Source organism: Chryseobacterium sp. 'Rf worker isolate 10' (genome assembly GCF_050753305.1).
Lineage (GTDB): Bacteria > Bacteroidota > Bacteroidia > Flavobacteriales > Weeksellaceae > Chryseobacterium.
Genome location: NZ_JBOZOF010000005.1, coordinates 25,230 through 38,813, shown reverse-complemented (window position 1 = coordinate 38,813; position 13,584 = coordinate 25,230). Strand labels below are relative to the sequence as shown.

General features: G+C 34.9%; 9 protein-coding genes. 4 read left to right on the top strand and 5 right to left on the bottom strand.

Annotation, left to right across the window (positions count from 1 at the left end; all coding sequences use genetic code 11):
• Positions 1-23 precede the first annotated feature (23 nt).
• Positions 24-2,936 (top strand): M16 family metallopeptidase, encoded by a 2,913-nt coding sequence (locus tag LKL37_RS19910; RefSeq protein ID WP_431612182.1) that lies wholly within the window; start codon positions 24-26, stop codon positions 2,934-2,936.
• Between the two features lie 435 nt (positions 2,937-3,371).
• Here the strand turns inward: LKL37_RS19910 and LKL37_RS19905 are convergent, their stop codons facing one another.
• The 5 genes from LKL37_RS19905 to LKL37_RS19885 are packed head-to-tail and all read right to left on the bottom strand — an operon-like array spanning position 3,372 to position 10,005.
• Positions 3,372-3,815 (bottom strand): ABC transporter permease, encoded by a 444-nt coding sequence (locus LKL37_RS19905; protein WP_105702404.1) that lies wholly within the window; start codon positions 3,813-3,815, stop codon positions 3,372-3,374.
• Positions 3,816-3,822: 7 nt separating this feature from the next.
• Entirely contained in the window at positions 3,823-4,254 is a 432-nt protein-coding gene (locus LKL37_RS19900; protein WP_431612181.1) for a hypothetical protein, read from the bottom strand.
• Positions 4,254-5,393, bottom strand: a complete 1,140-nt coding sequence (locus tag LKL37_RS19895; protein WP_414847382.1) for a beta-ketoacyl-ACP synthase III — start codon at positions 5,391-5,393, stop codon at positions 4,254-4,256. Before LKL37_RS19895 ends, LKL37_RS19900 begins: the two co-directional genes overlap by 1 nt.
• A gap of 1 nt (position 5,394) precedes the next feature.
• Complete coding sequence (locus LKL37_RS19890; RefSeq protein WP_431612180.1) at positions 5,395-6,309, bottom strand: dialkylrecorsinol condensing enzyme DarA; 915 nt, start codon at positions 6,307-6,309, stop codon at positions 5,395-5,397.
• A gap of 42 nt (positions 6,310-6,351) precedes the next feature.
• Positions 6,352-10,005 (bottom strand): MMPL family transporter, encoded by a 3,654-nt coding sequence (locus tag LKL37_RS19885; protein WP_431612179.1) that lies wholly within the window; start codon positions 10,003-10,005, stop codon positions 6,352-6,354.
• A gap of 192 nt (positions 10,006-10,197) precedes the next feature.
• On the opposite strand from LKL37_RS19885, the gene LKL37_RS19880 reads away from it, so the two are divergent.
• The 3 genes from LKL37_RS19880 to LKL37_RS19870 are packed head-to-tail and all read left to right on the top strand — an operon-like array spanning position 10,198 to position 13,425.
• The gene (locus LKL37_RS19880) at positions 10,198-11,205 is read left to right on the top strand and encodes a hypothetical protein (protein ID WP_431612178.1); all 1,008 of its coding nucleotides are present in this window, start codon (positions 10,198-10,200) and stop codon (positions 11,203-11,205) included.
• Positions 11,205-12,344: an EpsG family protein gene (locus LKL37_RS19875; protein WP_431612177.1), complete on the top strand. Its 1,140-nt coding sequence runs from the start codon at positions 11,205-11,207 to the stop codon at positions 12,342-12,344. Before LKL37_RS19880 ends, LKL37_RS19875 begins: the two co-directional genes overlap by 1 nt.
• Before the next feature lie 34 nt (positions 12,345-12,378).
• Complete coding sequence (locus tag LKL37_RS19870; RefSeq protein WP_431612176.1) at positions 12,379-13,425, top strand: acyltransferase family protein; 1,047 nt, start codon at positions 12,379-12,381, stop codon at positions 13,423-13,425.
• The last annotated feature ends 159 nt before the right edge of the window (positions 13,426-13,584 follow it).

Sequence of the window (13,584 nt, the reverse complement as noted above, 5' to 3'; positions counted from 1 at the left end):
AAAATAATTATTAAATAACGACTATGAAAAAGTTTTTTATTTCTGTTTCGCTTTTCTGCATGATAAGCGCAATGGCGCAGAAATTTGAGACCCAAAAGCTGACAGATGCTCAAGGGTACACTTATGAAACTGTAAAGAACGACCAGACCGGAGTACGTGTGTATACACTGAAAAACGGATTGAAGGTGTATCTGGCAAAAAATGAAGATGCTCCAAGGATCCAGACCTATATTCCGGTAAGAACAGGATCTAATAACGACCCAAGCGATAACACCGGATTAGCTCATTACCTTGAGCACATGGTTTTCAAAGGAACTTCACATCTGGGAACTCAGGATTGGGAAAAAGAAAAAGTTTTACTAAAGCAGATCTCTGATCTTTATGAGCAGCATAAAGCAGAAAAAGATCCCGAAAAAAAGAAAGAACTTTATAAAAAGATCGACGAAGTTTCCCAGGAAGCCTCTAAATATGCCATCGCTAATGAATATGATAAAGCTATTTCTTCATTAGGAGCTACAGGAACAAATGCCCATACATCTCTGGATGAAACGGTTTATAAAAATAATATCCCTTCCAACGAATTAGAGAAATGGCTAAAGGTAGAAAAGGAGCGTTTTTCAGAACTGGTATTACGTCTTTTCCATACAGAGCTTGAAGCGGTATATGAGGAATACAACAGAGCTCAGGATAATGACAGCCGTCTTGTATTCTATTCATTGATGCATGCTCTTTTCCCAAAACACCCGAACGGGCAGCAGACAACAATAGGTACTTCGGAACACTTGAAGAGCCCTTCTATGGAAGCGATCCACAAGTATTTTGATACCTATTATGTGCCTAATAACATGGCTGTAGTATTGGTTGGAGATTTGGATTATGACAAAACTATAAAATTAGTTGATCAGTATTTCGGAGCGTTCAAATACAAAGAACTTCCAATGAAAAAGATGGTTACGGAAGCACCAATGACCAGCATTGTTACAAGAACTGTAAAAAGCCCGACTACGCCAAGAATGACGATTGCATGGAGAACGGATTCTTATGGAACTCAGGAAGCAAGACTTGCAGACATCGTATCTGAAATCTTAAGCAACAGAGGAGATGCCGGATTAATTGACCTTAATATCAACCAAAAGCAAAAAACACTTGGAGCTGGAGCGTATGAGTCTCCTTACAAAATGTATGGTACATTTGGACTGGTAGTAACTCCTAAAGAAGGACAAAGCTTTGATGAGGCTAAAAAACTTCTGATGGATCAGCTGGATCTTGTGAAGAAAGGACAGTTTCCGGATTGGATGCTGAAAGCTATTGTGAATGATAAAAAAGTTCAGCGTATGAAGAGTTGGGAAACTGCTGACGGATTGGCTACTGAGTTGTATGATTCTTATATCAATGTAAGAACATGGGAACAGGAGCTGGATGAGATCAATCAGTATGACAAGATCACGAAAGCCGATATAGTGAAGTTTGCCAATGATTTCTATAAAGACAATTATGTTGTTATTTATAAGGAAAAAGGAGTGAATGACAAGCTTGTGCGTGTACAGAACCCGGGAATCACCCCAATTAAACTGAACAGAGAAGCTCAGTCTCCTTTCCTTAAAGATATTCTGAATACAAAAGCAGCGGAAATCAAGCCTGAATTTGTTGATTTTAAAACAGCTATTCAGACTTCAAAGATCAAAGATAAGACGGTAAGCTTTGTAAAGAACAAGTATAATGAAGTTGCCCAGATCAGTTATGTTTTCCCTTTCGGAACAGATAATGATAAGGAACTTTCTATTGCAGGAACTCTTTTTGAATATCTTGGAACAGATAAATATACTCCGGAACAGCTGAAAGAAGAATTCTTTAAGCTTGGAATCAGCTATAGCCTGAGAACTTCCAATGACCAGATGATTATTACACTGAGTGGTCTTGAAAGTAATATGAAGAAAGGTGCGGAACTGATGAACCACTGGATGACCAATGTAAAAGCTGATAAAGCGATTTATGCTCAGACCGTAAAAACAATCCTGGAATCAAGAGCTGCTGCTAAGAAAGATAAAGTAAGAATCATGGCAGCCCTTTCAAACTATGCTAAATATGGTAAAAACTCAAGAATGACAGACATTGTTTCCAAAGAACGTCTTGAGAGTATTGACGCTGTAGAATTGATGAAGAAAGTGAAAACACTAAATCAATATCCTTATCAGGTGCTTCTTTACGGACAGGATCAGGCAGGTTTGGAAAAAGCCGTGAAGCCTTTTATCATCAATACAAGCCTTCAGCCTGCACAGGCAAAAGAATATGCTGAACCGGCGGCTGAAGGAAAAGTATACTTCACGAATTATGACATGGTACAGATGGAAATGTCTAAAGTAGCAAAAGCCAGTACAGTAAACCTTAGTAATTTTGGGAAAGCAAATGTTTTCAATGAATATTTCGGAAGAGGTTTGTCTTCTATCGTTTTCCAGGAAATCAGAGAGAGTAAGTCATTAGCTTATACCGCTTATGTTTCTTACGCAAATGCTACGGAAAAAGGGAAAGCAAACTATGTTACAAATTATATCGGAACACAGTCAAACAAGCTTCCTTTAGCTGTAAATGCAATGAACGAACTGATGGTGTCTTTACCACAGATTCCAGCACAGTTTGAAAATGCAAAAGGTTCTGCGTTAAAACAGATTGCTTCCAACAGAATCAACCGAACGAATATTTTCTTCAATCAGTTAGCATTGAAAAAACTGGGTGTTGATTATGATATCAGAAAAGATATTTACGCTGAAATCCAGGGGCTGACATTGCCACAGCTTACGGGATTCTACAACACTGAAGTAAAACCTGTACAATACAATACAGCTATCATCGGTAAGAAAGAAAACCTGAATATGGAATCGATCAACAAAATGGGTGAATTCCAGGAAGTATCTCTTGAAGAGATCTTTGGATATTAATTCTTTTGTTAAAAATAATGATAAGAGCGGGACAGCAATGTTCCGCTTTTTGTTGTTTAAAACCGTTTCTCCCTGATGATCAGGGTTTCACGGATTTCTCCAATGTTTCACGTGAAATAAATCCTCTTGTGATGAGGTTTTTGTGTTTGTAGTGAGTTGGTTATCAGTTGTTTTGCTAAAATGTAATGAATGTGAAAATAAACAGAAAATGAATATTTCTATTGTAATGTTTTTGTAATCAATTCAATAGGAGTGGGCTTTAGCCCGCTTGCAAAAAAAATAAAAAATCAACTGGCTTTAGCCAAACCTATATTTTAAACACAAATAGAACAAATGGGCTGCACAAATATTCACAAATCCATTTAAGATTAAGGTTTAGAATAAAAAAAGCTGTACGTTTTGTACAGCTTTCTCTATTCTATGTTGAATTGATCTTTAGGACTTTACTTCCTGAATAAACAGGTTGATTTCAGCTCTGATCAATAATTCATCATTATTAAAAGTTTCACAGAAAATATGGCAGATGTTTTCAAACTGTGAAATAAGAGATGCTTTGGAAATGATTTTGTCATTTACTTTTGGAAGAGCAAAAATCTCAATCTTCTTGATATTGGTAATGAACCCGATTACTTTTGTATCTGCTTCAGGATTTTCAAAGAAGCTTTGTCCAAGAATAGATGAGCAGGTTTGTGCCAGATTTTCAATCAATCCCGCTTCCACGAACTCATTGTTGTGAACAAATACATTATCTTCTTTTATTTCAAAGGAAGTCACTACTTTTTCTTTGGTCAGTTCCAGGATATAGTCTGCCATAAGCATCGGTTCACGATGCGGTAAAAAGTTGTGTATATTGATAATATTTTCTTCCTTTATTTCCATTTCCAGTTTATTTTACAGCGGTTTTCATTTGAGATTTTGCAATCACTTCACCGTTCAGTTTCGTAACAATATCTACCAGCGTAACGCCCATTACTTCATTAAGGATCGTTACCTCAGATTTCAAATGATCTCCTGTTTTAGGCAATATGACAGCCTCAAAAGATTTAATGGCTCCGATATATCCTGTAGGTGCATCTTTACCCAGAAGATAATATTTATATCCAGTGTGCAGGGCAACACTCTGTGCCTGGTGCTCAATCAGTCCTGAAGCCTGAAAAAATCCGTCCTGGATGAAAAGATTATCTTCTTTAATCTCAAAACCTGACAAAAGGTGGTTTTCAGAATACTCTGACAACTCATGTACCATCACAAAAGGAAACCGTTGCGGAATAAGACTTTCTACAAAATCTTTATCGGATGTTGGTAGTCTGTTTTCCATTAGCAAACGGTTAATAAAGCACAAGAATAAGCGAATCTTCCACTTTCAGGAACGCAAAGAAGTACTTTTTCTCCTTTTTTCAGAGTTCCGGAATTCATCAGTTCTTCAAGCGCTACAAATATAGATCCTGCTCCGATATTTCCGATGTCAGACAAGTTATAGAACCATTTTTCTGCAGGGAAATCCATTCCTTTTTTAGCAAACTCTTCCTTCAGTCCGTCTTTAAAGTAGCCTGAAGAAATATGAGCCAATACGTGATCAATTTTTTCCGGATCTAAATTATGTTTGTCGAAAGAAGATCTTAAGCTTTCTGCTCCTTTTACAAGGATATATTTATCAAGGATTTTAGTATCCTGTTTGATAGCAAAAATAGATTGCTTCAGCCATTCATCAGAAGGGTAGTCTGCCCATGATTTCAGGCTTCCGTCTTCCAGCTTGTCACATCCTGCATACATACATGCTTCAATTTCGTGAGCATAAGAATAGAAATCAATGAATTCTACCTTTAACGAAATACCTGTTTCTCTTGGTTTATTTTGTAGAAGGAAAGCACCCGCTCCGTCAGAAAGCATCCATCTCAGGAATTCTCTTTTGAAAGCAATGATAGGTCTTTCTTCCAGTAATTTTAAATTTTCAGCCTCATGGTTGAATTTATCAGCAGTCATCCATGCAGACATTCTTTCGGAACCAGCACATACTGCACTTTCCTGTACACCGGCTTTTACAGAAAGAAATCCATAATTCAAAGCATTCATTCCAGAGTTGCAAAGACCGGTTGAGGTATTAATCTCAATAGATTTTCCGATGTTCAGTTCACCATGTACCATAGAAGCGTGAGACGGCTGAATCTGGTCTGGTGAAGTAGTTCCTACAGATAATAATTTCATATCTTCCTTTTTGAAATTTTCATCAAAAAGTCCTTCGATTGCTTTTGCAGTAAGCTGCGCATTAGAGTGTGTAGGGTTTCCTTCTTTGTCTAAAGCGTAGTATCTTGTTGTGATTTTATTATTTCTTAGGATAAGTGATTTTGCTTTAGATGGCGCATCATTGATAAGCCCAAGATAAGTCTCCATTTCATCATTCGCTACCGGCTCATTGGGTAAGTATTTTGATGCTTTTGTTATAAATACGTCGTACATTCTATTTTAAATTAATTCCTTGTAAATATCTTTTTTGTTTTTGTCTTTTAAACCAAAATATAGGGGTTGTAAGCAGGTGTAAAACCAAAACGACAGGTGAGATAATCCATATCGCTGCCATCAAATATACCTTAAAGAATTTTATCAGCAATGGGCGTTTCTCTTTTTTCTTGATAATCAGGTTAGACCATACCGTGAAAATTTTGTTTCCCACCTTCTCTACCCGTACTAAAAACGCGCGGATTTCAATGGCTCCGTTTTTCACAAGTTCCGGCTGTAAATTATTAAGGTTGTTATTCTTGAAATGTCTTTCAATAATCTCGCCATACTTTACCGATCCTGTAATTTCTTCGTCGGAAACCCCTGCAGCGGGAAGCATCCCTGATTTTTCTTTCTGGCCTGTGGTAAGCCATCGAAGAATAGTCAATACGCTGGTATAATTGTCATGCCTGTCTACCAATGCAATATTCCCTACAAGTTTCGCTTGTAAATCTCTCAAGTATACTTTTAATTTCTCCTGGGAAAGCATCCACATATTTCTGGTTCCGGAAATGGTGACTACAGGAGTATCTTTAAGAATACGCTCTGCATATTCACTCTTTAAGAATGAAATAATAGGAATGGATGGTGTGAGATACCATACCTGATATCCAAAAAGGATAAGGTCATACTTTTTGTTCAGAATTTCTTCGGATGGAGGCAGAATTTCTTTCGGGATCTGTAAGTAAGATTCAGGAAAAGTGTTGAAAAAAACCTCACCTGGCCATGGAAAAGGGAAATCTTCCTTTAGCTGAATGTTGTAATACGTAATATCATAAGCTTCCTTTTGGGCTTCAAAAGGCTTGGCTATGTTTCTCACAATATCTTCGAGTTGTCCGGTTTGTGAATAATATATGACAAGTATATTTTTCTTCATTAGTTTTCTTTAGCGTTTACAAAAATATGTTTTTCATATTTATTATTTAGTTTTAAATACTTTTAATGATTCAGAACTAAATTCCAGTGCATAATTATCACTTTCAAACGAAGTGTTTTTTGTATTTACAAAAATGACCGTTTCAGGGAGAACCGGAATGTCATTCATAGTAAAATGATCATGTGATATCAGAAGCACATCAATCTTTTTATTCACTTCCGAAAGGGCTTTTATATAATGGATCTTTCTTCTTTTTACCAGATAACTATGAGCCGCGGTTGCTCTTTTGTCATCATTTTTTATCAGAGAAAAAACTCTTCGGCTGGCCTGATATAAGGTTAATAAAGTATCTTTTTGTCCAAAATCATCAGCCATATGAAGGATATTGGCTTCATTGGAAATATGTTTGTCCAGCTCGAAATATACGGATTTGTTGGTATTAAAGTCTTCTTTTACTTCTTTTACCACATCGCTGTCTTTATACAGATAACTCAGGAATAGTTTATTTTTGAAATAATTCTCATCCTCAATCTCTTCTCTCAATTTTGCAAACTCTTCTCTGAAATAAGCATTGATCTTCTTCGTTCTTTCAGAATAGTTTCTGCCGAAACTCATGTCGTCTTTGTTGATTCTGTTCCCTACTTTTACGGTAATACTTCCGTTGTAAATAATGAAATCTCCTTTCGGCAATACTTCTGAGTTTCCGTGGATGTACAGTGGAAGAATGTCTAGCCCGAACTGCTCTGCAAGATAAAAAGCACCTTTATGGAATCTTTTTACATCATTGGTATATGAACGTTCTGCTTCAGGAAAAACGACAAGAGAGTATCCCTGTGCAATTTTTTCTTTCAGTTTCTCCATTCCATTTTCAATTCCTTGTGAAACCGGATAGAAGCCAAGTGCCTTTACAAGTTTTCCAAAAACTGGAGAATCATATACCCAGTCATTCACCAGATAAATGATCTTGTGAGTGGCCATTGCAATAGCCAGTGTATCCAGAAAAGACGTGTGGTTAGCGATAATAACAGCAGGTTTGCTAAAATCTTCGGCCGGATTTTTAATCACTCTTTTCTTTACAAAAGGGGTTAAATAAAGCACGGATGTTAAAAACTTAGCGAGAATTAATTTGATAACATCTAATGTTCTTCCCTTGGCATTTTTAATAAATAAACTTCCGATAGCGGAGAAGACTAATCCACCTAATCCGTAATATAAAAACGAGAATACTGCGCGTAAAAATAGCCTGAACGTAATCGGGGAAAGACCTTTCTTTGCACGATTGGTAATGAATAACCTGAACCAAAATGGATATAAAGTAGAGGTAATGATAATCACAGAGAACATTCCTATCAGGGCAACTAATGCTAAAGAATGAAGTGCGGGATGCTTGGCAAAGATCAGAGATCCGATTGAAAGTATAGTAGTGAAAACTGCAAGAATAATAGATGTTCTATAGGTAGGCAGTTCATTTTTACCCGTTGTATGCTCTTTTTGCATAGCCTGTGTCAGGAAGATACTGAAATCATCTCCCACTCCAAATACCAGGGTGCAGACAACGGTACTGAAAATATTTAATTCCAGTCCTAAGAAATAAAGAATTCCAGCCGTTACAACACCCGTTAGAACAATCGGGAACATGGTAAGAATGGTTAATTCAAAATTTCTGAAGAACACAATAATCGTCAGAACAATCGCTAAAAGAGAGTAATTGATTAATGTATTAAAGTCTCTCTTCAGCAATCCCAGGAAGTTTTCATTCATCTGCTGGCGGTCAATCGCAATAGCGTCATGTTTCTTTTCAATATCCTTAATGAAGGAGTCTCTTTTCTTTTCGTCTACTTTTACAACATTCGAAACGGTGTAAAAGCCATTTTCATTATTCATGAATTCTGAAATCTGAAGAGCCTTTACTTTTTCATAATCTTTAAGCGTTAATGAAGAATAATTTTTATGCAGGGCTTCATTGAAGTTGTCAAAAGCAGAGCTGTTGAACCCGAATTTGTTTCCGTTGCTGATCAGTTCAGAAATGGTTTGGTTTTTCTTAGTGTCATTCCAGAAGCTGTTCCATTTCTCAATCTTTTTTTGCTGGTCTTTTTCTGAAAGAACAATGCTTCCGATAGAATTGTAGCTTAATATTTTCCCTTCTTTTTTTTCTTTTTCAAGGAAGCTGCTCAATTCAGAATTTCTGGTTAAAGCTTCCTCTTCAGAATTACCATAAGAGATCGTGTAAATAGATTTTGAAGTAATGTCAGAAAGCTTCTGCAATTTTGCTTCACTTATTTTTAATTCCTTTGGTATATAATTCAGATCCCCAATGTCTTCATTGAAGCCTACATGTCTGAATCCGAAAAGACAGGCAAGAATGATAACAGAGCATCCTATGATTAAAGGTTTATTCTTCTCATAAGGATAGGACCCGATTTTGTCGATGAAATTGGTGTTAAGATGTTCTCCTTTTTCTTTGGGTTTATAGAGCTGAGGAACGATAATTAATGCTGAAACTGAAGAAAGAATGACGGTGATCGCTGCAAAAAGCCCCAGATCTTTCAATGCTTCAGAACGTACGAAAACCAGACATAAAAATGAAACGGCTGTCGTTGCACTACTTAATATAATTGGCTGGGTAATCTCTTTGTAAAGCTCTTCAATATTATTGTTATGCTTATAATGAGTAAGAATGTGCAAGGCATAATCTATCGTAATCCCTATCAGGATAGCACCTACACTTAATGAAATGGCTGAAATTTTATCTTTAATAAAATATAAAACCAGTAAGGCGAGCAGCACGGAAAATACTGTTGGCAGAAAAACAATAATTGGGGTAAAGATATTCCTGAAATAATAAATCAGAAGAATCAGAAGAACCGTCATAGAAATCACTACGGTATTCTGAATATCTTTTTTGATTTGCTTTGCATTGGCAACGGCAATCACCGGAGAGCCAAAATAGCTGATTTCTGTTTTCCCTTTGAATGCTTTATTAATTCCGTCTTTTATTAAGTTGAGCTGATCTACAAAAGCTTCATTAGCCTTCGTGTCATTACTCTTATTTTTAGGATCAATGAAAAGTAATAGGTTTTTACCGTCTTTGGTTACAATGTAACTGTCTTCAAGTTTAAAATCTTTACTGATGTTTAGGGCATTCAGTTTTTTTATTCCTAAAAAAGTAAGTCCCAGAGGATCTTTTTTAATAAATTCTTTTGTAACAAGACTTGTGGGAGAAGCCAATGAGATATAATTGTTCTCTACCTGTTTGGCAATGCTGTCTTTCTGAAGTTTGCGGTTTATTTCCCTGTAATCATTTTCATTAAGGAATAAAGGCAAGTTTTGACTGACGAAATCAAATGTTTCCGAAATTTCATTATCATTCACTTTGCCCTGTACAGAACCGATATACTTTTGTAAAGGCTCAATCTTTTTTAAAAAGGTGTCTGCCGTTTCCGAAAGCTGAAAACTGTCTTCATTAGATTTGTTCTCTATAATAACAATGATCTTGTCCGAAAAATTAAGCTGCTTAAGAACCTTTGCTGTAAGATCAGATTTTTCATTTTTAGGAATAATCTGATTGATGTCTTCCTCGAAATTGATCTTAGATGCAAAAAATAAGCATAAAATGGCAATTCCTAAAGCTGTAAGTACAGATAGGATTTTGTTTTTGGAAATCAGGTAATATAAAAATATAAAAAAACGATGCATTGCATTTAGATCAAGTCTGCAAATTTAATTTTTTAAGCATTAGATCAAAATAGTTCGAGGTAAGTTTTAGCTGAAAATCAATAAAATATTCTAGCTGGAATGAAAAAAAAAACTACTTTTGCAAAAGTTCCCTATTGAAAAAATGTATTTTAAACCACAATTATTATTAAAAAATAAGAATCTGTTTTAGATATGTTGAAAAAAAATGATGAAAAAATTAACGGATTTCTATTTATAATAGTACTTCCGCTTCTGTTGTTTGCGATGGCTTATTATGGATTCGAATCCTCATATGTATTATGGATCAAATCAACAGAAAAAGCTCCTGATTTTTTATTTGAATCAGTGTATGCATATAGGGTTATTCCTAATTTTCTAAGTGTGCATGTTACTGAAATATTTACCTCTATCATCGAAAATCATTTTTCTTTTCTCAAAACTTTTCTTTCAAAAAGCGGATCTTATTTTTATCACAGTACTTTTATTATCAATGTTTTCTTTTTTATTCTTTCTTCGATCATCCTGGATAGAATTTTGAAACTCAGACCTATTGAGCTTGTCGTAAATACTCAGGTAAGGAGATTAGTGCATCTTATTGCAATTTTCTTTATGGTAATTGTGCAGTATGTTCCGACAAATTGTGATTCTATTGCGGTATTTTTTTATTTATGGGGTATTTTTCTGACACTTAAATATTTTCACGAAAGAAAAGTAATAAGTTTTGTAGGATTGTGTATCATTATTTTTATCTCAACCTTTGTAAGAGAAACAGCATGCCTTAACATTGCTTTTTTCGCAGCCGTTTTTTTTGATTGGAACGAGGTTAAAAATAAAAATTATATTGTTATTAAAGATATTGTCTGGATAATTGTTTCCTTTTGTCTTGCTTATATAGGACTAAGGCTGGTTGTCCATCAGAAGGCTTCTTTTATGGAAGGAATTTATATTCTAAAAAACTTTACAAGTCCTTACAATTTGGCTGGATTGATTTTTGGTTTAATCGGGATTTATTTTACTTATCAGTTGTCTTCCGAAAAAAATTCTCAACTTGTTCTTAAGAAATATCTGTTTTTCTCATTACCTTATCTGTTTATGATTACTTTGGTTGGGCTTTTTTGGGAAACAAGACTTTTTTTACCCCTGATTATTTCAGGAATTGTGATTATTTCCCAAAAGTTTAAAAACATTAATATTGAATAATGGTTTTATTGCATCCTTATTTTTTCATAGCCATCATCTTTATGATGATTTTTAGTTTTCAGGAAGTATATTCTGGGAAAGTTAATAAAAAAGCATTGTATATTCTGGCTGTATACCTTGTTATTATTGCAGGTTTACGACTCGATGTAGGTCCTGACTACGGAAGTTACAAAGGGATCTATGTATATAGTGATACTAAAGACTACTTAAGTATCTTTCTTACTGCGCTTTCGATGCAAGGGCCCCAGATCGTGGAAATAGAATGGCTGTATGTTCTCATTAATAAGGTATTGCTCAATATTTTTAATGCTCCTTTTTATATATTAACCTTTGTCATAGCTGCTCTTGTAACATTCTTTAAAACTAAATTTGTTGAAGAAAATACTCATTATCCCTTTACGTTATTGCTGTTCATATTTGTTCCTGGTTTCTTTTTTGGTGAAAGTGGACAGATTAGACAAAACCTGGGATGTTTTATGGTGTATTTTGCATTGCGGTATATAAAAGAAAGAAAGCTTTGGATGTATCTTTTATGGGTGTATCTGGCAGCAGGTATCCATAATGTTTGTTATATTATGATTCCAATGTATTGGGTGGCGAGAATTCCTCTTAATAAATTTTGGATGCTTGTTTTCATTTTGACATCCATATTCTTATCTCCATTTGAGGTGTATCGTATTTTTGGTAGTTTCCTTGAAAAAATTGCAGGCGGAAGTAATATTGCGATAGGGTTTAACGGATATATGGATGAAAGTGTAGAAAGACTGCGTGGAGGATTCGGGATACCGGAAGGAATGCTGTTAATTACTACTGTATTTTTATTTTCCTTTGATACTCTAATGAAAAAGAAATATCCTTATTATGAGTATCATCGTAATTACGCAGTTATAGCAATATGCTTTTATTTTATTTTTAGAAATAACCCTATTTTTTCGTCCAGGTTAACAGGGGTTTTTATGGCATTTACCTATCTTTTGATACCAAATGCCATGTATGTGGTTTCCAGTGGAACGAGAAAGCTTATACACCTCTTTATAATGGCTTTGGTAGTTTTTAATATTATTGTATTCTCCAGTTTCGGAAATATTACAAAAGGCCGTTTTTCAATAGATTTATATAAAAACGTTGTGCTTCCATAGGGGCGTAATTATTGAATTCTGACATCCAGTATATATGCAAAAAAATAATAGGATTTTAGTTTTAGATGGTTTAAGAGGACTTGCTATTTTGTTGGTTTTCCTTTTTCATGGATATTATATTGGCGTTGAAAACTATCCTTTTGGAGATTTGTATAAAGATAATATACTTGTGAAATACGGAGATCTTGGCGTTCAATTATTTTTTTTGATATCGGGATTTGTGATTCTGATGTCTATGGAAAAGACTCCCAATTTTATAAAATTTATTAAAAACCGGTGGATAAGACTTTTTCCGAGTATGCTGATTTGTTCTGTTATCATCTTTACTACAGCACGTTTTTTCTATGAAAGGCCTTTAGGTATCCCGGGTTGGAAATCTTTGCTGCCTGGAATTTTATTCGTTGATGAGGGGTTGCTTGAACGTATTTTTAAAACAGATTTTCCAGTTTTGGAATCTTCATTCTGGTCCTTGTATATTGAAGTGAAATTTTATGCCATTTTCGGGGTGTTGTATTATATGCTTAATAGGAATCTGGCATTGTTGGGGATTTTTATTATTTATTTGGTTGCAGTATCTTATCAGATTTTGGAGTTCCATCACTTATTGCCTTCCGGATTACTTCAATTTAAAGCATATATTGGAAATTTTGTGTACTTCGGATGGTTTGTTTCGGGCGCGCTGATTTACATTTATTATAAAGATCGTGATAAAAGATATTTGTACGCGTTTATTGTTGCTACAGTATGTGCTATGTTTTATATGTACAGACTCCAGGATTCTGTACGCAATGTTTATCTGGTTATTTTGATCCTGATTTTTGTCGGGGCATTGTTTTGGAAGCCCATGGAAAAGTTTTTCTCTATGAGACTTTTTACATTTATTGGTTTTATAAGTTATCCTGTGTACTTGCTACACGAAAATATGATGGTATCCCTGATGGTGAAAATCAATAACCATATTCAAATTCCTTATTGGATTTTGCCGATTGTTTCTTTCTCACTTGTGCTTCCTATCGCTTATTTGGTTGCTGAATACATCGAACCGCCTATTCAGAAAAAACTGAAAGCTATTCTTAAATAATTATCGCTTACTATCAAATCAAAACTTTGTATTTAATGTGCATTGGCTTTTGAGTGCCTTCCATAAAGAACCTCTAGCCAATGGTTTTTTCGTGTTGTTTTATTTTTACTGATTAAGGTGTTTTTGTAATTAATTTTTTACATAATTTATTTATGTAAG